Raw genomic sequence first — 19,642 nt, forward strand, 5'->3', positions numbered from 1 at the left:
GCGCGGTGGCGAGAGGCTGGACAGGCGGGCAAGGGGGGCGTAACAGCGCCCCCTCTGGCCCCTTCGTCTATCGGTTAGGACGGCAGCCTCTCACGTTGCAAAGGCGGGTTCGATTCCCGCAGGGGTCACCATCGGCTTTCCGAAAACGCCACCTTAGGCACTGCGGCTTGGCAATTGTCCCGGCAAGTCCAGCGGCGATCGCCAAGTTTCCCGCCCACCAATTTCCCCAGTCCCGACCCTCCCCGGCCGCACCCGGGGCTCTCGCAGCCAGCCCACTCGCTGAGGCAGGAGAAGCGACTAAGGCATTTTTTCCTTTAAACCTTGAGCCACTGCTGCTATCTCACCGCCCCACCGCAGGAGACAGCATGCCCCTCGCCCCCCTCCCCCGCCCCGGATCAAACCACCAGGGCGGGCGCGCAGGGCAATTTGTCCGAATAGCGCATATTTCGCGCCATCACGCACAACCCATTGATCTCAAACAATCAAAACAGCGGCGCCAAATGCAGCGCCGCCACCTCGCCCGCCACCACATTGGGGAAGCGCTTGAGCACGATCGGGTCATGCCCCGGGATGACCGCGCTCTCCACGCCCCCGGCCAGCCGGCGGGTGATCCGCCAGCCCTCCACCATGTCGCCCAGATTGAAAATGATCGGGAAAGGATTCTCCCTGGCCGCATTGGCATAAAAATGCATAGCGTCAGAGGCAATCACCACCGGCCCGCGCGCCGTCATCACCCGCACCACCTGCAAGCCATCGGAATGCCCGCCCACCCGGTGCAACGTCACGCCAGGGGCAATCTCCACATCGCCGGTATGCACCGCCACCCGGTCGGCATAGAGCGCCTGGATCATCGCCACCACATGGGCGCAATCAAAGGGGCCCCGAATGGCCGGGCTGCACATGTGCCGGCCGGTGGCGAAATGCAGTTCGCGCTCCTGAATATGGAACCGCGCCGCCGGAAACTGGTCCAGGCTGCCCACATGGTCCCAATGCAGGTGGCTGATCACCACATCGGCCACGGTGCCGCTGTCACAACCAATCGTCGCCAGCGCCTCATCCACCCGCCGGCCCAGCGGGCGGCCGCGCCTGGTGGCAGATTCCTGGTCATAGCCGGTATCGACCACGATCTCCCGCCCATCGGGGGCGCGCAGCAGCCACACGAAGAAATCCAGCGGCATGGCCTCATGCGGGTCCGCCACCGGATAGGCGTGGCAAAGCTGGGCCGAGCGATCATGCCGGGCATAGCGAACGGCAAAGGCTTCCCAGATCATGAATTGCCCCCGCCCAGCGCGCTGCCGGCCATGCTCTCGGAGAATTTGGCCACCGCAGTATGGTCCTCACCCGGGCCCAGCGTGGTCGCCGCCGCCAGCCACAATTCGCGGCATAGCGCCGAGAAAGGCACCGGCACACCGCCATCGCGGCCCAATTCCAGGGCGATGCCAATATCCTTCACCATCAAATCCAGCCCAAACCCGCTGTCGAAGCGGCGCGAGAGCACGAATTGCTTGAATTTGCGCTGGCTGGAATTGGTCATGCCGGATGAGGCATTGAGCACATCCACCATCAAGGCCGTGTCGAGGCCAAATTTTTGGCCCATCAGCAGCGCCTCGATGCCGATCAAAAACCCGCCGGCGGAGACCAGATTGTTCAGCGCCTTCATCGCCTGCCCAGCACCAATGGCGCCGCAGCGATGGATGGAGGTGCCCATGGCATGCAGCACGGCATCGGCCCGGTCGAGATCCGCCGCCTCGCCGCCCGCCATGATGGCCAATTCGCCCGATTTGGCCCGCGGCACGCCACCGCTCACCGGGCAGTCGATCATCGTAACACCAACCTCGGCCAGATCGGCCGCAATGCTGCGGGTGGCGCCAGGCTGGCCTGAGGTCATGTCGATGAACAGGCTGCCCTTGGCCATGGCCGGTTTCACCAGGGCGGCCACCTGGGCCACCTGCTTGGAGGTGGGCAGGATGGTGATCACCGCCTCCGCCCCGGCAGCGGCCTCGGCGGCACCGGCGGCAGCATGTCCGCCAATCTCGGCCACGAAGCGCGCCACCCGGGCGGCATCGGTATCGCAGACCGTGACGTCAAAGCCCTTCGACACCAGATTGGCCGCCATCGGCCAACCCATATTGCCGATGCCGATGAATGCGAGGCGCTTCACTTGGCGGACTTCTTCTTGGCAGGCTTGGCCTTGGCCGGCGCGGCCTTGGGCTGGGCAGCCTTCTTCTCCGCCTTGGCCGCCTTCACCGGCAGCGCCCCCTCGGCGAGCAGCACCTCATGCGCGGCCTTGAAGGCATCGAGCCCGGCCGGAATGCCGCAATAGGCGGTGGCGTGCAGCAGCACGGCCTTGATCTCATCCACCGAGATTCCGTTGTTCAAGGCACCCTTCACATGCAGCTTGATCTCCGGCGTCTTGCCCAACGCGGTCAGCATGGCGAGGTTGAGCATCGAGCGCGTCCTGCGGTCCAGCGTCGGGTCACCCCAGGCCCAGCCCCAGGCAATCGCGGTGGTGGCGCGCTGGAACGACATCATGAAATCATCGGCTTTCGCCATCGAGCCATCGACATATTCCGCGCCCAGCACGGCGCGGCGGATCGGCAGACCCTTGTCGAACAATGCTTCATCATCCTTGGCCATGGTATTGGCATCCCCCTGAGGTTGAACCGCCACGCTGCTACCCCACCAAGGGCGCGTCAACCGGCTTGCCGCGGGCGCAGGGCAATGGCGCAATGCGCGGCAAGAGGGTCGGAGGGGCCAGGGCTGCGCATGAACGACACAGAGTTTTTCCCGGGTTTTGATCTGCACACCGCCAGCATTGGCGGCCATGAGGTGCGCTATCGCATTGGCGGTTCCGGCCCGCCGCCGCTGCTGCTGCATGGCAACCCGCAGACCCATGCGATGTGGCACAAGCTGGCCCCGGTGCTGGCGCGCAGCCATAGGGTGATCTGCGCCGATATCTGTGGCTATGGCTTCTCGGCCAAGCCCCCGCCCAGCGCCAGCCATCTGGCCTATTCCAAGCAGGAAATGGCGCGCGATGCGCATGGGCTGATGGGGCAACTGGGCTTTGCCCGCTACAGCATCATCGCCCATGACCGTGGTGCGCGCCTCGCCCATCGCATGGCGCTGCAATACCCTGAGGCGGTGGAGCGGCTTTGCGTGATGGATATCGTGCCCACGCTGCATCATTTCGAACATGGCGATATGGCCTTCGCCATGGGCTATTATCACTGGTTCTCACTCGCCCAGCCGCATCCGGGCCCCGAGCGGATGATCGAGCAGAATGTCGAATTATGGTTCGACATCCATACCAGCCGCGAACCCAAGGATCGCAGCTTCTTCCACCCCCTCGCCCGCGCCGATTACCTCGCCGCGCTGAGCGAGCCCGGCACCGTCACCGCCATTTGCGAGGATTACCGGGCGGCGGCCAGCCTTGATCTGGAGCATGACCGCGCCAGCCGCGCCGCCGGGCAGCGAATCACCTGCCCGCTGCTGGTGCTCTGGGGCAGCAAGGGGCGGATCGGCGCCTGGTATCAGCCGCTGGCGGTGTGGCGGGGCTATGCCAGCGGTCCGGTCCTTGGTCATGCGGTAAACTCAGGGCATTATCTGGCCGAAGAGGCACCCGAAGAGGTGCTGGCCGCCCTTGGAGGATTCATTTGATGAAACGTCGCGCCCTGCCGCTGCTGCTTGCCACCCCTGCTCTGGCGCAGGGATGGGCGCCGAGCCGCCCGATCACCGTGCTGGTGCCCAACCCGCCCGGCGGCGGCACGGATTTCGCCGCCCGGCTCTTCGCCGATGGGATGGCCCGGTTGCTGGGCCAGCCGGTGGTGATCGAGAACCGGCCCGGTGCCAATGGCAATATCGCCATCCAGGCCGCGGCCCGCGCCACGCCCGATGGCCACACCATTCTGCTGCAATATAGCGGCTACCACGCCGGCAACCCGGCAATGATGAAGAACCCGGGCTGGGACCCGAATCGCGATATCGTGCCGCTGGGCATGGCGACCATGGCGCCGCATGTGATTCTGGCGGCACCCAATCTGGCGGTGAACAACTTGGCCGAATTCATCGCCCTCGCCCGGCAGCGGCCGGGGGCGATGAATTATGCCTCCTCGGGCATTGGCAGCATCCAGCATATTGCCGGCGTGCTGTTTGCCCGCGCGATTGGGGTGGAGATGGTGCATGTGCCCTATCGCGGCGCGGCGCCGGCGCTGCAGGATGTGGTGGGCGGGCGGGTGGAGATGTTCATCACCACGCCGAGTTCGGCGGTGCAGCTTGTTCAGGCCGGCCGGGTGAAGGCGCTGGCCATGGCGAGTGCCAGGCGCGCCGCAGGCTTGCCCGATGTGCCCACCACGGCCGAGGCGGGGCTGCCCGGCTTTACCATTGATGCCTGGTTCGCCTTTTTCGGCCCCGCGGGCATGAGCCAGCCGATGCGCGAGCGCTTCAACGCAGCGCTGCGCGAATTGGCGCAGGACGCCACCCTGCTGGCCCGCGCCACCGAGGCCGGGGCGACACTTTCGCCCATGACCATCGCCGAGTTGGACGTCATCGCCCGGCGCGAGGTGGAGGAGTTGGGGGCGGTGATTCGCGCGGCCGGAATCACCATCGAATAACGCCCCGCCGCCGCGCCGGGGCCATGGCGCAGAATTGTCATGCATCCGGCGCGGGCGGCAAAACCAGCAAATGCTTGCGCAACGCAGGCCGCCGGCGCATATGGGCGAGGTTGCGGGGCGGGAGAGCCTGCCCCAGCCGCGCCAGGCCCGCCCGGGACGCTCGATGAAGCGCAACCCAAAAGGCCGAGGCCGCGCGGCATCGGCGCAGTGATACCACCCTGTTCAAAAAGAGTTTGCATTTGACTGAAGACACCACCCGCACGGCAGAGCCAGTGACGGAAACCAACCAGGAAACCGCCATGATGGTGGTGGCAGACGCATCAGCGGCGCGCCCTGAGGCGGAGCTTGCCGCCGCAGCGCCCGAGATGGCGGCGGTGGCGGTTGTTGCTGTCGCCGAGGCTCAGGCTGCGGCCACCGAGCCGGTCGCTGCCGAGCCGGTCGCTACCGAGCCGGTCGCTACCGAGGCGGTGGCTACCGAGGCGGTGGCTGCCGAGGCGCTGGCTGCTGGGGCGCTGACTGCTGGGGCGCTGACTGAGCAGCCTTTGGCGGAGCTGGATGCTGCTGACGGGCCCAAGGAAGAGGCCGAGGAAGAGACGGGGGCGGATGAGCCCGAGGAAGATGCGGCGCCCCGCGCCACCTTCGCCGATCTGGGGCTGAGCGATGAGTTGGTCCGGGCCGTGAGCGAGGCAGGCTATCTCTACCCCACGCCGATCCAGGAACAGGCCATTCCTGTCGTCCTGATGAACCGCGACGTTCTGGGCTGCGCCCAGACTGGCACGGGCAAGACGGCCAGTTTTGTGCTGCCCATGCTGGATATCCTCTCCGGCTCCCGGGCCAAGGCGCGCATGCCGCGCAGCCTGATTTTGGAGCCGACGCGCGAATTGGCGCTGCAGGTGGCCGAGAATTTCGTCAAATACGGCAAATACCTCAACCTCAACCACGCGCTGCTGATTGGCGGCGAGAGCATGGATGAGCAGAAGCGGGTGCTTAATGAGGGCGTGGACGTGCTCATCGCCACCCCCGGCCGGCTGCTGGATATGTTCGACCGTGGCCGGATTTTGATGGCCGATTGCAAGCTGCTGGTGATCGACGAAGCTGACCGCATGCTCGATATGGGTTTCATCCCTGATGTCGAGCGCATTGTGGGCATGTTGCCGCCGACGCGGCAGACGCTGTTCTTCTCTGCCACCATGGCGCCGGAAATTCGCCGGCTCGCGGATGCTTTCCTGCAGAACCCGCGCGAGATCACCGTGTCACGGCCCGCCTCGGTCGCCACCACCATCACCTCGGGGCTTGTCTATGTGCAGCCGCATGACAAGCGCGAGGCGCTGCGCCGCCTGATTCGCTCGGAGGAGGTTGGCAATGCGCTGATCTTCTGCAACCGCAAAATCGAGGTGGATATCCTCTACAAGTCGCTGAAGAAGCACGGGTTCAGGGTTGGCGCGCTGCATGGTGATCTGGACCAGTCGGTGCGGTTTTCGACGCTGAACGCCTTCAAGGCGAATGAGTTGCAACTCTTGGTCTGCTCGGATGTCGCAGCCCGCGGCATTGATATTGGCGGCCTCAGCCATGTGTTCAATTTTGACGTGCCCTTCCATTCGGAAGATTACGTCCACCGCATTGGCCGCACCGGCCGGGCGGGGCGCGAGGGCCGCGCCTTCTCCATCGCCACCGCCGATGATGCGCGCAATGTGGCCGGCATCGAGAAGCTGATCGGCCAGCCATTGCCGCGCATCGTGATTGCGGGCCTCGACACCATCGCCGATGAGGAAATTGCCGAGGCGCTGACCAGGCCGCGTGGCCGTGGCCGGGGTGGTGCGGCGCGCGCACCTGGCCGCTCGTCCGAGCGCGGTGGCCGTGGTGGCGACCGCCCGCGGGAAGAGCGCGGCCCCCGGGGCCGGCCCGAGCGGGGCGAACGTGACCGGGGCGAACGTGACCGGGGTGAACGTGACCGGGGTGAACGCCCCGCCCGTGAGGACCGCCCCGCCCGTGAGGACCGCCCGGCCCGCGAGGACCGCCCCCGCCGCGAGGCTGCCCCCGTGGTGGCCGCCGAAGAACTGGCCGAGGCCCCGCGCCACCGCCGCGAGGATCGCCCACGCGGCCGCGAGGGCGAGCCGCGCCGTGATGTCGAGCCGCGCCGCGATGACCGCGCCCGCGGCCGCGATGACCGGCCGCGCCGGCGCGATGATGATCTGGGGCCGGCAGTGCGCGGCTTTGGTGACAGCATTCCGGCCTTCATGCTGATTGCCATCCCCAAGCCCCGTCGGGACCGTGCGGCGGAGATCGAGGCGGAGTTGCTCCCGCCGCCGGCCATGGCGGCCGAGATCATCGCCGAGCCTATGGCCGACAGCGCCGCCCCTCATGTGATGGCGCAAGCCCCCACCGAGGCCGGCTGAGGCTTGCCAAGCCGGCCCCCGGGCCAAACTCAACCTTGCATCGCCCAGCCCCATTGCGGGAGGCTGGGCCATTCGGAGGATAAAGCGATGAACGCCATGACGCCGGTGAAGGCGAGCTTCCAGTGGGACGACGCGCTGCTGCTCGATGATCAGCTCTCAGAAGATGAGCGGATGATCCGCGACGCCGCCCGGGCCTTCTGCCAGGACCGGCTGATGCCGCGCGTGCTGATGGCCAATCGGCAGGAGAAATTCGACCGCGAGATCATGAATGAGTTCGGCGAGCAGGGGTTTTTGGGTGCCACGCTGGAGGGCTATGGCTGCGCTGGCGTCTCCTACGTCTCCTATGGGCTGATGAGTCGTGAGGTTGAGCGGGTGGATAGCGGCTATCGCTCGGCCTTCTCGGTGCAATCCTCCCTGGTGATGTACCCTATTCACGCCTTTGGCTCGGAGGCGCAGAAGCAGAAATTTCTGCCCAAGCTGCGCACCGGCGAATGGGTGGGCTGCTTTGGCCTGACCGAGCCTGATGCCGGCTCCGACCCCTCCTCCATGCGCACCCGGGCGAAGAAGGTGGATGGCGGCTATCTGCTGAGTGGCTCGAAGACCTGGATCACCAATTCACCCATCGCCGATGTTTGCGTCGTCTGGGCCAAGGATGATGAGGGTATTCTGCGCGGCTTCCTGCTGGAGCGCGGCATGAAGGGGCTGGAGACGCCCAAGATCGAGGGCAAGTTCTCGCTGCGCGCCTCGGTGACCGGCATGATCATGATGGATGAGGTTTTCGTCCCCGATGAGAACCGCCTACCTGGCGTGAAGTCGCTTGCGGGGCCCTTCTCCTGCCTCAATCGCGCACGCTATGGCATTGCCTGGGGCGCGCTGGGTGCTGCGGAATTCTGCTGGCATGCCGCGCGGGAATACACGCTCAACCGCAAAATGTTCGGCAAGCCGCTGGCGGCGACGCAGCTGATCCAGCTCAAGCTGGCCAATATGCAGACAGAGATCACGCTGGGTTTGCAGGCGGTGCTGCGGGTTGGGCGGCTATTTGATGAGGGGCGCGTGGCGCCGGAGATGATCTCCCTCGTCAAGCGCAACAATTGCGGCAAGAGCCTCGATATCGCCCGCCTCTCGCGCGATATGCATGGCGGCAATGGCATTGTGGATGAGTACCACGTCATTCGCCACGTGATGAATTTGGAGACCGTCAACACTTACGAGGGCACGCATGATGTGCATGCGCTCATCCTCGGCCGCGCGCAGACCGGCCTGAATGCCTTTGGTTGACCCCGCCTGAGGCGGTGGAGAGGGCGATCAGCCTCGCCCTCGCCCCCGACTTTTTGCTCACCACCACGATGACGGCGCTCAATGCCAAGCTGGCCGTCATGGCGGCGATGCTGGCTTTTCTGGCGGAGACCATCATGGCCGAGCGGGGAGCGCGATGAGCGAGACCACCATTATTGCCATGGGCAGCGCCGGCGATGGCGTGGCCCTGGCCCCGGATGGGGCGCGGCGGCATATCCCGCGTGCGCTGCCGGGGGAGATTCTCTCGGCCGAAGGGCGGTTGCTGCGCGAAAGCCCCGAGCGGGTGGACCCGCCCTGCCCGCATTTTTCGCTCTGTGGCGCCTGTGCGCTGCAGCATTGGTCAGGAGCGGCGCAATCGGAATGGAAGCGCGGCCGGGTTGAGCATGCGCTACGCCAGGCGGGGTTTGCCGAGGCGCGCGTTACGCTCGGCCATGTCAGCCCACCGGCCGCGCGCAGGCGGGCGGATTTGTCGATTCTGCGTGCCACCGATGGCAGCCTGACCATTGGCTTTCATGGGCCCCAGGGCGTGCTGGCCATACCCGAATGCCGGGTCTTGCGCCCTGAGATCATGGCGCTGCTGCCCAGGCTGGCGGCGGCGCTGCGGCCCTTGCAGGCGCTGCGCCAGCGCGCGGATGCCGCGATCAATTTGCTCGATTCGGGGCCGGATATTCTGCTGCGGCTGGATGGCAAGCTGACGCCGGTGGATATTCAGCGCCTGGCGGATTTTGCCCGGGCCGAAGGGCTGAAGCGCATTGCCACGCGTGAGGGGGTGGCAGCACAGATTGCCTCGGTGCGCCATAATTTTGGCCGTGGCGTTGTGGCCCCCCCGCCGGGCGCCTTTTTGCAGGCCACGGTGGAGGGGGAGGCGGCGATTATTGCCGCTGTGCTGGCGGCGCTGCCGGCCAAGCTCTCGCGCGGGGCGCTGATTGCTGATCTCTTTGCCGGGCTGGGGACGCTGAGCTTTCCACTGGCCGAGCGCGCCCGGGTGCTGGCCTATGAGGGCGATCCCGAGGCGGTGGCGGCCCTCGATGCCGCGGCGCGGGCTGCCGGTGGGCGGGTGAGCGCGGCGCGAAAAGACCTCATTCGCCAGCCGCTGCTGCCGGCGGAACTGGCGAAATGCGCCGTGGTGGTGCTCGACCCGCCCTATGCCGGTGCGGCGGAGCAAGTGGCGCAGATCGCGCGTGGGCCCAAGCCGCATCTCGTCTATGTCAGTTGCAACCCGGTGGCGTTGGAGCGAGATGCCCGCACCCTGCGCGAAGCGGGCTATGTGATGACCTCGGCCACGGCGATCGATCAGTTCCTCTGGTCACCTCATATCGAGGCGGTGGTGGGTTTCGCCCCGCCCAAGCCGGGCCGCTGATCCGCAGCGCCGGAGCGGGATATTTTACCATGGCTTTTGACGCGGCTTTGTCGCATCACATGGTCATATCAGGCCCTGTGCCACGGAGAGGAACCTTCATGACCATCGCACGACGCATCGCCCTCGCCGCCCCGGCGGTCATCATCGCGGCGGGGGGGCTTCCCGCCATGGCGCAGGCCCCTGCCGCCGCGCCTTTGGGGCAGGCGCCCGGGTTTTATCGTTTCAAGGTGGGGGCTTGGACCATCACCACGGTGCATGATGGCTTTTTTCGCCGGCCGCTGGAGGGCTTTGTGCGCAATGCGCCGATTGCCGAGGTGCAGGGGATTCTGGCCGAGAATTTCATGGCCACCGACTCGCTTTCCGTGCCTTTCACCATCACCTTCGCCCAGAAGGACGCGACCCTGGTGGTGTTTGACGCCGGCAATGGCGTGACCCCGGCGGCTGCCACCAATGGCAAGATGATTGCCAATATGGCCGCAGCAGGGATAGACCCCGCCCGCGTGACCCATGTGATTCAGAGCCATTTCCATGGCGACCACATCAATGGCCTGCTCAATGCCGCCAATGCCGCCGCCTTCCCCAATGCCGAGGTGATCGTGCCCGCCGCCGAATGGGCCTGGTGGACCGAAGCCGCGAATGAAAGCCGCAGCCCCGAGGGCCAGCGGCCGCAATTCGCCAATGTGCCGCGGCGTTTTGCGCCCTATCAGGGCAAGATCCGCCAGGTGGCGGCGGGGGTTGAGGTGCTGCCGGGCATCACCTCCATTGCCGCCTATGGCCATACCCCGGGGCATACGCTGTATCGCATCGCCGATGGCAATGCGCAGATGGTCTTCGTGGCCGATATCACCAATCGGCCGGAATTCATGATGCGCCGGCCGGAATGGCAGATCATTTTTGACTTTGATGGCGATATGGCCGCAGCCACCCGCCGGAGGGTGCTGGATATGTTGGCGACGGACCGTATTCGCGTCACCGGCTATCACTTCCCCTTCCCGGCCAATGGTTATGTGGCGCGGCATGTCTCGGGTGGGGTGCAGGGCTTTATTTTTGTGCCGGGCGATTGGTCAAGCGCGGTCTGATCATCAGGGCCACGGCCGGTTTTTACCTCGGAGGACACCCCATGGCGCAACGACGCTTGATGATGACCACGGCGCTGGGCGCGCCGCTGCTGGCCCGCGCGGCGGTGGCTCAGCCCACGCCCGCCGCGGCGGCGCCTGCCACTGCCCCGGGCTTTTATCGCTTCAAGCTGGGGCAATTCACCGTCACCACCATCTATGATGGCTTTCGCATCATGCCCGTGCAGGGCCTGGTGCAGAATGCGCCTTTGGAAGAGGTGCAGGCGGTGCTGGCCGAGAGCTTTCTGGGGCCGACCGATTATCGCAACATCTATGCCGTCACCATCGTCGATACCGGGCGGGATCTGGTGGTGTTTGACACCGGCAATGGCCCGCAGGCGCCGGGGGCGACGCTGGGGCGGCTGCTGGCCACCATGCCGGCGGCGGGGCTGGACCCGGCCAGGGTTTCCACCGTGGTGATCTCGCATTTCCATGGCGACCATATCAATGGGCTGATCACGGCCGAAGGCGGCGCCGCCTTCCCCAATGCCGAGGTGGTGGTGCCGGCGCGCGAATGGGCCTGGTGGACGGAGGCGGGCAATGAAACCCGCAGCCCGCCCCGCCAGCGGCCCAATTTCGCCAATACTGCACGGCGCTTTGCCCCCTATCGCGGCAAAATCTGCCAATTGAACGATGGCGCCGAGGCGGTGCCTGGCATTCGCATGCATGCAGCCGAGGGGCATTCGCCCGGCCATACCATCTGGCATATCGCCGATGGCGCGGCGGAATTGGTCTATCTGGCCGATATCACCCATCGGCCGGAATTGATCGCGCGGCGGCCGGATTACGAAACCCTGTTCGATTTTGATGGCGCGGCGGGGGCTGCCACGCGCCGGCGGGTGTTGGACCGGATGGCGGCGGATCGGGTGCGGGTGACGGGGTTTCACTTTCCCTTCCCCGCCACTGGTTTCATCCTGCGCGAGGCGCAGGGCTTTCGGTTTGTGCCGGCCGATTGGGGCTGAAGGCGGCGCCCCCGGCGCGTTATTCCGGCTTGAAGCCGGAATTGCGGATGATGGGGCCCCACATCTCCCGCTCGGCCCTGATCTGCGCGGCGAAGGCTGCGGGGCTGGCGGAGATGGTGGGGGCGAATTCCAGCCGGCCCAGCGCCTCGACCATGTCGGGCCGCGCCGCCACCTGGCGGATGGCATCGAAGAGGCCCTGGACAATGGGGGCTGGCGTGCCGGCGGGCAGCAGCGCGCCGAACCATTCCTCCTGGCTCAGCGCCGGATAGCCGAGTTCGGCGAAGGTCGGCACATCGGGGTAGCGCGCCACACGCTGCGCCGAGGAGACAGCGAGCATCCGCACCCCCTGGCCATGATGGGGCGAGACATCGCCCAGCGCGCCGACAAACATGTTCAGCCGATTGCCGATCACATCCTGGATCGCCGGCACCGCGCCACGATAGGGCACATGGGTCATCCGCACGCCAATCGCCTCGGCCAGCATCAGCCCCATGAAATGCGGCGTGGCGCCGGCTGCCGGCGAGGCAAAGGGGATCTCACCCTGCTGCGCCCGGGCCCAGGCCACGAAGCCGGCCAGATCACGCGCCGGATGGGCCATGGGCACGATCAGCGCGAAGGGGAAGGAGCAGACGGTGGAGACCGGGATCAGGTCGGTCAGCGCGTCATAGCGGACTTCGCGGGGGAAGATATGCGGCTGCGAGGTGAGCATCGAGGCCGGGGTCTGCAAATAGGTCGTGCCGTCCTTATCCGCATCGCGCACGTGTTCCACCGCGATGCGCCCGGCAGCGCCGACGCGGCCATCGACGATCATATTAGGCGCGTAAACCCCGCGCAGCCGCTCGGCATAGAGCCGCGCCACCACATCCGAACTGCCACCGGCGGGAAAGCCGATGACCACGCGGCCATTGCGGCCCACGGTCTGCGCCCGCGCGGGGGCAGCCAGGCCCGCGGCCAGAATTGCACCACCCAGAAGGGTGCGACGGTCCATTGCAGCCATGTTTCTCTCCCAGATTGGCGACCTGCCCTTGCAGATGGGCGCTTGGCGGTTAACCTGCCACCAACAGAAAGAGGAAACCAGCCATGGCACGCATTGGCATCATCGTCGAATTCCAGATGGAGGAGGCCAATCATGCCGCCTTCACCGCGATCATTTCCGAGCATGCCCGGATGACTAAGGCGGAGGAGCCGGGCTGCCAGCAATTCGATGTGCTGCAGCCGATGAAGAAGGGTGAGCCGGATCGCAGCCGGGTGATGCTGGTCGAGGTTTATGCCGATGACGCCGCCTTCAAGGCGCATGGCGAAAACCCGCGTCTGGCGCGGGTGCGTGATGCCTATGCGAGCCTGATCACCGGCCGCACGCTCAGCCTTTGCAGCATGTGATGCGGGGGTTTGAAGGCGCCATCGACGCCGATCTGCACCCCATGGTGCCGGGGCTCGATGCGCTGCGACCGCATCTTGAGCCCTTCTGGGCCGATAGCATCGACCAGCGCGGGCTGGAGGGGTTTGAGAGCCAATCCTACCCGCCCCATGCGCCGCGCACGGTGCGCGCCGATTGGCGCCCGCAGGACGGCTTTCCTGGCCTGGCCGAGATGCAGGCCTGGCTGGATCAGACGGGTGCGGCCATTGGCATTCTCAACCCGATCTATGGCGTGCAACTGATTTTCAACGCCGATATGAACCGCGCCTTCACCCAAGGGCTGAACAATTGGGTGCGGGCGGAGTGGCTGGAACGTGACGCGAGGCTGCGGGCCTCCATCGTGCTGCCCAATGAGACCGAGCATGCGTTGGCGGAGATTGAGCGTCTCGCCCCCGACCGGCGCTTCGTGCAGGCCATGCGCCTGGTGATGGGTGAGCTTCCGCATGGGCGGCGGACCCATTGGCCGGTCTATGCGGCGCTGGAGAAGCATGGGCTGCCGCTTTGCCTGCATGCCGGCAGCGCCTATCGCCACCCCGTGACCTCACTGGGCTGGGTCTCCTGGTATATGGAGGATGTGGCCGCCCAGCAGCAGGCATTTCAAAGTGCTGTGGCCTCGCTGATCACCGAGGGGGTGTTTGTGCAATTCCCCGGGCTGCGGGTTGTGCTGGCCGAGAGTGGGGTGAGTTGGTTGCCGGCTTTTCTCTGGCGGATGAGCAAGGGCTGGAAGGGGGTGCGGTTTGAAATCCCCTGGCAGGCCGAGCCGCCGGCCGAGACGGTGCGCCGGCATATTCGTCTCACCGCCCAGCCCTTTGATGCGCCCGATGAGGCGGCGGCGCAGCTGCTGGGCCATCTGGGCAGCCAGGAATTGTTGCTCTGGGCCAGTGATTTCCCGCATTGGAATTATGATGGGCTGCCGAGCCTGCCTCCCGGGGTGGATCGCGAAAAATTCCTCCGCGGCAATGCGGCGGCGTTGTATCATCGTCTCGAAAGGGTGCCGGCATGAACATGATGCTTGCCAATGCGAAGCCCGCCTCGGCCACGCTGGGGCTATGCGATGTGGATATTCATCCGCGCGCGCAATCCCGCCATGCCTTTGACCCCTGGCTCTCGGCTGAGATGCGGCACCGGATGCACAGCTATGGTCTGCGGCCGCGGCATGGCTATGTGCGCGGCACGCCCTTCCCGAAATCTCAGCCGCTGGCCAGCCGGCGGGATGCCTGGACGCCGCAGGGTGGCTCCCCCGCCAGCGACCTCGCCTTCTTCCGCGCGCAGCATCTGGACCATTACGGCGTGGATGTGGGGCTGTTGAACCCGCTGCAACCCTCGGGCCAGGGGGATACCAATGATGGCTTCTCGGCCGCGATGGCGCATGCGGTGAATGAGTGGCAATTGGCGGAATGGGTGGTGCCGGAGCCGCGGCTGCGCGCCTCCATCGTGGTGCCCTACGAGGACCCCGAGGCGAGTGCGCGGGAGATTCGCAAGCGCGCTGGTGACCCTCGCTTCTCGCAGGTGCTGCTGATGAGCCGCACGTCGATGCCGCTGGGCAATCCGCGCTATTGGCCGATTTATGAGGCGGCGCAGGAGGCGGGGCTGCCGGTGGGCATTCATGCCTTTGGCTATTCCGGCTGGGCGATGACCAATGGCGGCTGGCCCAGCTTCTATATCGAGGAGGTGAGCGAGCATGCCACCTCCTGCCAGTCGCTGCTGATCTCGATGGTGGTGGAGGGGGTGTTTGAGCGCTTCCCGCGGCTGAAGATCGTGCTGATCGAATGCGGCATGGCCTGGCTGCCCTCGGTGGCGTGGCGGCTGGACAAGATTTATCCCAGCCTGCGCTGCGAGGTGCCGCATCTCAAGCGCAAGCCCAGCGAATATATCCGCGACCATGTCTGGGTCAGCACCCAGCCGATCGAGGAGCCCGAGCGGCCGGAGCATTTGCGGGATACGATGGAATGGATTGGCTGGGACAAGATCCTTTATGCCTCCGACTATCCGCATTGGGATTTTGATGATCCGCGGCTGTCGATCCCGAATTGGCTGCCGGCCGAGACGCGGGCGGCGATTTATGGCGGCAATGCCAGGGCGGTTTACGGGTGGTGAAGCATGTGGTGGCGGAGGTGGCTGCCATCCCTGCGGGTGCACGGCATGTGACGGAAGCCGGCGGCAAGCGCATTGTGGTTTATAATCTGGGCGGCGAATTTTTTGCGCTGGCTGATCGCTGCCCGCATCAGGGGGCTTCGCTCTCGGCGGGGCAGATTATGGGGCATGTCTGCAGCACCGCACCGGGCCAATATGATTATGCCCGCCGGGGTGAGGTGGTGCGCTGCCCCTGGCATGCCTGGGAATTCGACATTCGCACCGGCAAATCCTTCTTTGATCCGCGCCGGGTGAAGACGCGCGCCTATGATGCGCATGTGGAATGCGGCGAGTTGTTGGCCGCCGAATCCTTCAGCGTGGCGGTGGAGAATTCTTATGTCGTGGTGGAGGTGTGACAGCCGCGCGGGGTGGCGTTAACCTGGGTGCATGAGCACAGCCACATCCCCCCAGGGTCCCAATTCCGGCGAGGATCATCGCCGCCTCCAAAAGCCGGGCCGTGACCCGCATCTGTTCCGTCCCATCACCTTTCGCGGTGTGACGGTGAAGAACCGGATCATGCTCTCGCCGCTCTGCGAGTATTCCGCCATTGATGGCATGCCCAATGATTGGCACCTGGTGCATCTGGGCGCGCGGGCGACCGGCGGGGCGGGGATTGTCTGCACCGAGGCCACCCATGTTTCGGCCGAGGGGCGGATCACCGCCAAATGCCTGGGGCTGTGGAATGAGGCGCAGCGCGATGGGCTGGCGCGCATTGTTGCCTTTATCGAAAGCCAGGGCGCGGTGCCGGCGGTGCAGCTTGCCCATGCAGGCCGCAAGGCTTCCATCCATGTGCCCTGGCAGGGCAGCGGGCCGCATGCCATTGCCGATGGTGGCTGGGAGGTGATTGGGCCATCCGCGCTGGCCTTTGCCCCGGGGCATCATGTGCCGCGCGCCATGAGCCACGAGGATATTGCCCGCGTTACCGCCGAATTCGTCCATTCGACCAAATTGGCGCGCGAGGCCGGCTTCAAGATTATCGACCTGCATGCGGCGCATGGCTATTTGTTGCATGAATTCCTCAGCCCGCTGAGCAATCAGCGCAATGACGGCTATGGCGGCGATCTGGCCGGGCGTGCCCGCTTCCTGCTGGAGGTGGTGGCTGCGGTGCGAACCGAATGGCCAGCGGAGCTGCCGCTATTTGTCCGCCTCTCCTGCACCGATTGGGTCGAGGGGGGGCTGACCATGGCTGATGCGGTGGAGATTTCCCGCATGCTGGCCGCCACTGGGCAGGTCGATCTGATGGATTGCTCGACCGGGGGCAATGATCCGCGGCAGAAAATCACCCCGGGGCCGGGCTATCAGGTGCGCTTTGCCGAGACGATCCGCCGCGAGGCGGCCATCGCCACGGGTGCGGTGGGGATGATCAATACGCCCGATCTGGCTGAGGAAATCCTGGCCAATGGTAGGGCGGACCTGATTCTGATGGGCCGCAAGCTGATGGCCGAGCCGAGCTGGCCGCTGCTGGCCGCGCGCGCATTGCGTTCGGACCAGGCCTGGCCGGTGCAATATGAGCGGGCGATGCTGAGCTAAACCCGCTGGTAGCGCAGCCCGCGGGCCAGCCAGCAGCCTAGCGTGATGCCGGTTGCCGCGCCGCCGGCGTCGCGGGTGATATCCAGCGTCCAATCCCCTGGAGGGGTGTGGTCCAGCGCCCTGGGGCATGGCAGGGCCCAGAGGTCCTGGGCGATGGGCTCCAGCAATTCCATTCGGCCCTGGCCCAGAAAACCGCCAAAGCCGCCATAGGCCACGCCGCCGGCCTCGGTGATGGTCAGCGTGGCGTCGAGTTCGGCGCAACGATATTGGCCTCCGATGCTGCCGGATTGGCCCAGGGGCGCCGGCTGCAGGGTGGTGGAGAAATTTTCCTGAGGCCGGGCCATGATGAGGGTGCCGTCGCGCGGGAAAACCTGCGTGCGGCCATTGCCGGCGGAGCCGTCCTCGGCGGGCTCCAGCATTTCAGGCCCATGGCCGAAGCGTAGCCGCACCCGGCCATCTTGGGTGGCATCGAAGCGCACGGCCAGCCCGCTTTCGGGGTCGCGATAGGCGCCTAGCCAAGTTGGAAGGGCGGGGCGCGGTTCAGGTGTGGGGCGGGACTCGCCCAAGGCTGCGGCCAAGAGGTCCAGCGCCGCGCTGGCGGCATCACCGAAATGGTTGAACAGCACCACCACCGAGAGCCGCTCAGCCGCCATATGCAGACGGTGGCTGCGCCAGCCGCGCAGGGCGCCGCCATGGCCGGTGATGGCGCGGCCGAATTCCTCGCCTCGGCCAAGGCCAAAACCATAGGGGGCCGGGGCGCCATCGGCGAAATGCACCGGTGCTGAGAGCCGGCGATAGAGCCCATCGGGCGCGTCGCGCGTGGTGTCGATAAAGCGCTCCCAGGCGATCATATCATCGAGGGAGGCGGCGAGGCCGGCATCGCCTGTCCATAGGATGCGGTTTTCGGCGGGGCGGAAGCCGCTGGCGACATTGCCCTCATAGCCCTCGCTGCCATCGGGCAGCGCGCGGGTATCGGCGGCGAGGATGGCGCTGCCCATACCGGCAGGGTGCAGCACCCGCTCGCGCAGCAGGGTGGCGAAATCCCGGCCCGCGCGGGCGGCGAGGATATCGGAGAGGATGCGGAAATTCTGGTTCACATAGGAATAGCGGCTGCCGGGGGCGAAATGCAGGCTGGTGGTGCCGCGCAGCACTCGCGCGGCCTCGGCATCACCAAAAGGCGCCTCCACCGGGCTGCCATGCAGCATGGCCACAGCCCAGTAATCCCGCAGGCCCGATTGGTTATGCGCGAGGTGCAGCGCCCCCGGCACCAGGCCGGCAAGCCCGGGCAGCATGGCGCGCACATCACCATCGAGCAGCGCCGGGTCGGGGAAGGCATCGAGCATCGCGGCACAGGTGAATTGCTTGGTGATGGAGCAGACGCGAAACAGGCTGGCCGGGGTGAAGGGGATGCGCCTTTCGGCATTGGCATAGCCCCAGGCATGGCGGGCCAGCACCTCGGAACCGCGCAGCACGGCCACTGCGCCGCCGGGGCCGGGATAGGCGCGTGGGAGATGGGAGAGGCAGGTGTCGAGGTTCATGCCGCCATGCCAGCACGCTAGGCGGGGGCGTCAATCCCGCTTCAGGCGAAGGGGGATGGGGGTGGGTGGATTTTCATCCGCAGCGGCAGGATTAGGTCAGGCTCAGATTAAAAATCGCCCATCTTCGAGGCTGATAAATAAATCATATGACACTAAGGTTTCGTTTTAATGACGATTCAATGACGGGGCCTGCATGGGCATCAATGCTGCGTGCTGATAATTGCTTGCTTCACGCAAACTTCACGCGACATGCCGCGTGCGGCGTATATTCGGAGGCCGAGATCTTTGAGCGTTTCCAGAGTCGAACAGATAGGCTAGTCGGACATGCAGCATACCGGGCCCAAGACACGCTACCGCAGCGTCTTCATTTCGGACCTTCATCTCGGCACCAGAGGGTGCCGCAGCGATTTTCTGATCGATTTTCTCCGCCGCACGGATTGCGACCATCTCTATCTGGTGGGTGATGTGGTGGATGGCTGGCGGCTGAAAAAGAGCTGGTACTGGCATGATGAATTCGACACCGTGGTGCGGATGATCCTCGACAAGGCCGAGGCCGGCACCCGCGTGACCTACATACCGGGCAATCATGACGAGGTGTTTCGCCAATGGCTCGGCCTTGAGGTCGCCGGTGTGAAGTTGGTGCGCGAGGCGGTGCATGAGGCTGCTGATGGCCGCAAATATCTTATCATTCATGGCGATGAATTCGATGGCGTGATCCGCTATGCCAAATTTCTGGCACTACTGGGTGACTGGGCCTATGATTGGGCGTTGGTGTTCAATCGGGTGTTCAATAATGTGCGCCGCCGGTTTGGCTACCCTTATTGGTCACTGTCGCAATGGCTCAAGCGCCAGGTGAAGGAGGCGGTGAAGACGATTGACCGCTTTGAGGCGGCGCTGGCCAATGAGGCGCGCCGGCGCGGTTTGGATGGCGTGGTCTGCGGCCATATCCATCACGCCGAAATGCGCGAGGTGAATGGCGTGATGTATATGAATGACGGCGATTGGGTGGAGAGCTGCACCGCGCTGGTCGAGGATGCCAATGGGCAGTTCCGCCTGATCGACTGGGCGGCGGAGAATCGCCTGAGCATGTGGCGCAATCCTGTGGCCGTGACGGAGCCTGTTCCCGCTTGAGCGACTTGGCCACGCTGGAGCGCCCTCAGAGCCGTCTCACCCCCATCCGCCTGCTTATGGTGAGCGACGCCTGGACGCCGCAGGTCAATGGCGTGGTTCGGGCGCTGGAAGGCCTGGCCGCGCCCACCAGCGTGGCCTGGACGGACTGGGCCGC

General features: G+C 65.6%; 19 protein-coding genes and 1 tRNA gene. 15 read left to right on the top strand and 5 right to left on the bottom strand.

Translation table 11 applies throughout. From position 1 onward, the window contains the following. Nucleotides 1-56: 56 nt before the first annotated feature. Nucleotides 57-131, top strand: a tRNA-Glu gene (locus tag ABWP84_RS03650). A 351-nt stretch (nt 132-482) separates the two neighbouring features. Here the strand turns inward: ABWP84_RS03650 and ABWP84_RS03655 are convergent. From ABWP84_RS03655 to ABWP84_RS03665, 3 genes are read right to left on the bottom strand one after another with little or no spacing between them, the layout of a single operon-like run. Next, nucleotides 483-1,271 (bottom strand): N-acyl homoserine lactonase family protein, encoded by a 789-nt coding sequence (locus tag ABWP84_RS03655; RefSeq protein WP_353210633.1) that lies wholly within the window; start codon nt 1,269-1,271, stop codon nt 483-485. Then, nucleotides 1,268-2,161: an NAD(P)-dependent oxidoreductase gene (locus ABWP84_RS03660; protein ID WP_353210634.1), complete on the bottom strand. Its 894-nt coding sequence runs from the start codon at nt 2,159-2,161 to the stop codon at nt 1,268-1,270. The genes ABWP84_RS03655 and ABWP84_RS03660 overlap by 4 nt, the downstream gene beginning before the upstream one ends. Beyond that, on the bottom strand, nt 2,158-2,637 hold the full coding sequence (locus ABWP84_RS03665) for a carboxymuconolactone decarboxylase family protein (RefSeq protein ID WP_353210635.1): 480 nt from the start codon (nt 2,635-2,637) through the stop codon (nt 2,158-2,160). Before ABWP84_RS03665 ends, ABWP84_RS03660 begins: the two co-directional genes overlap by 4 nt. Nucleotides 2,638-2,766: 129 nt before the next feature. Here ABWP84_RS03665 and ABWP84_RS03670 point away from each other — a divergent pair, with 129 nt between their 5' ends. The 8 genes from ABWP84_RS03670 to ABWP84_RS03705 all read left to right on the top strand — a co-directional run bounded on the left by ABWP84_RS03670 (nt 2,767) and on the right by ABWP84_RS03705 (nt 11,739). Then, the gene (locus ABWP84_RS03670; RefSeq protein WP_353210636.1) at nt 2,767-3,657 is read left to right on the top strand and encodes an alpha/beta hydrolase; all 891 of its coding nucleotides are present in this window, start codon (nt 2,767-2,769) and stop codon (nt 3,655-3,657) included. Further along, nucleotides 3,657-4,610 (top strand): tripartite tricarboxylate transporter substrate binding protein, encoded by a 954-nt coding sequence (locus ABWP84_RS03675; protein WP_353210637.1) that lies wholly within the window; start codon nt 3,657-3,659, stop codon nt 4,608-4,610. Before ABWP84_RS03670 ends, ABWP84_RS03675 begins: the two co-directional genes overlap by 1 nt. A gap of 365 nt (nt 4,611-4,975) precedes the next feature. Further along, nucleotides 4,976-7,006 (top strand): DEAD/DEAH box helicase, encoded by a 2,031-nt coding sequence (locus tag ABWP84_RS03680; protein ID WP_353210656.1) that lies wholly within the window; start codon nt 4,976-4,978, stop codon nt 7,004-7,006. A gap of 87 nt (nt 7,007-7,093) precedes the next feature. Then, nucleotides 7,094-8,284: an acyl-CoA dehydrogenase gene (locus tag ABWP84_RS03685; RefSeq protein WP_353210638.1), complete on the top strand. Its 1,191-nt coding sequence runs from the start codon at nt 7,094-7,096 to the stop codon at nt 8,282-8,284. Next, entirely contained in the window at nt 8,281-8,442 is a 162-nt protein-coding gene (locus ABWP84_RS03690) for a hypothetical protein (RefSeq protein WP_353210639.1), read from the top strand. Before ABWP84_RS03685 ends, ABWP84_RS03690 begins: the two co-directional genes overlap by 4 nt. Next, nucleotides 8,439-9,662, top strand: a complete 1,224-nt coding sequence (locus ABWP84_RS03695) for a class I SAM-dependent RNA methyltransferase (protein ID WP_353210640.1) — start codon at nt 8,439-8,441, stop codon at nt 9,660-9,662. The genes ABWP84_RS03690 and ABWP84_RS03695 overlap by 4 nt, the downstream gene beginning before the upstream one ends. A 98-nt stretch (nt 9,663-9,760) precedes the next feature. After that, entirely contained in the window at nt 9,761-10,741 is a 981-nt protein-coding gene (locus ABWP84_RS03700; protein ID WP_353210641.1) for an MBL fold metallo-hydrolase, read from the top strand. A 41-nt stretch (nt 10,742-10,782) separates the two neighbouring features. Then, the gene (locus tag ABWP84_RS03705) at nt 10,783-11,739 is read left to right on the top strand and encodes an MBL fold metallo-hydrolase (protein ID WP_353210642.1); all 957 of its coding nucleotides are present in this window, start codon (nt 10,783-10,785) and stop codon (nt 11,737-11,739) included. A gap of 19 nt (nt 11,740-11,758) precedes the next feature. Here the strand turns inward: ABWP84_RS03705 and ABWP84_RS03710 are convergent, their stop codons facing one another. After that, nucleotides 11,759-12,727, bottom strand: coding sequence for a tripartite tricarboxylate transporter substrate-binding protein (locus ABWP84_RS03710; protein WP_353210643.1), 969 nt, complete (start codon nt 12,725-12,727; stop codon nt 11,759-11,761). Between the two features lie 92 nt (nt 12,728-12,819). On the opposite strand from ABWP84_RS03710, the gene ABWP84_RS03715 reads away from it, so the two are divergent. The 5 genes from ABWP84_RS03715 to ABWP84_RS03735 are packed head-to-tail and all read left to right on the top strand — an operon-like array spanning nt 12,820 to nt 16,819. Beyond that, nucleotides 12,820-13,119, top strand: a complete 300-nt coding sequence (locus ABWP84_RS03715; protein ID WP_353210644.1) for an antibiotic biosynthesis monooxygenase — start codon at nt 12,820-12,822, stop codon at nt 13,117-13,119. After that, a complete protein-coding gene (locus ABWP84_RS03720) occupies nt 13,119-14,159 on the top strand; it encodes an amidohydrolase family protein (protein WP_353210645.1) in 1,041 nt (346 codons plus the stop codon). The genes ABWP84_RS03715 and ABWP84_RS03720 overlap by 1 nt, the downstream gene beginning before the upstream one ends. Next, nucleotides 14,156-15,253 (top strand): amidohydrolase family protein, encoded by a 1,098-nt coding sequence (locus ABWP84_RS03725; protein WP_353210646.1) that lies wholly within the window; start codon nt 14,156-14,158, stop codon nt 15,251-15,253. Before ABWP84_RS03720 ends, ABWP84_RS03725 begins: the two co-directional genes overlap by 4 nt. After that, nucleotides 15,250-15,645 carry a Rieske (2Fe-2S) protein gene (locus ABWP84_RS03730; protein ID WP_353210647.1) on the top strand — a complete coding sequence of 132 codons (396 nt, stop codon included), beginning with the start codon at nt 15,250-15,252 and terminating at the stop codon, nt 15,643-15,645. The genes ABWP84_RS03725 and ABWP84_RS03730 overlap by 4 nt, the downstream gene beginning before the upstream one ends. A gap of 31 nt (nt 15,646-15,676) precedes the next feature. Continuing rightward, a complete protein-coding gene (locus ABWP84_RS03735; protein ID WP_353210648.1) occupies nt 15,677-16,819 on the top strand; it encodes an NADH:flavin oxidoreductase/NADH oxidase in 1,143 nt (380 codons plus the stop codon). Here the strand turns inward: ABWP84_RS03735 and ABWP84_RS03740 are convergent. Further along, complete coding sequence (locus tag ABWP84_RS03740) at nt 16,816-18,357, bottom strand: D-aminopeptidase (RefSeq protein WP_353210649.1); 1,542 nt, start codon at nt 18,355-18,357, stop codon at nt 16,816-16,818. The genes ABWP84_RS03735 and ABWP84_RS03740 overlap by 4 nt on opposite strands. 324 nt (nt 18,358-18,681) lie before the next feature. Here ABWP84_RS03740 and ABWP84_RS03745 point away from each other — a divergent pair, with 324 nt between their 5' ends. After that, nucleotides 18,682-19,488 (top strand): UDP-2,3-diacylglucosamine diphosphatase, encoded by an 807-nt coding sequence (locus tag ABWP84_RS03745; RefSeq protein WP_353210650.1) that lies wholly within the window; start codon nt 18,682-18,684, stop codon nt 19,486-19,488. The last annotated feature ends 154 nt before the right edge of the window (nt 19,489-19,642 follow it).

It is taken from the genome of Rhodovarius sp. (assembly GCF_040399605.1).
GTDB lineage: Bacteria > Pseudomonadota > Alphaproteobacteria > Acetobacterales > Acetobacteraceae > Rhodovarius > Rhodovarius crocodyli_A.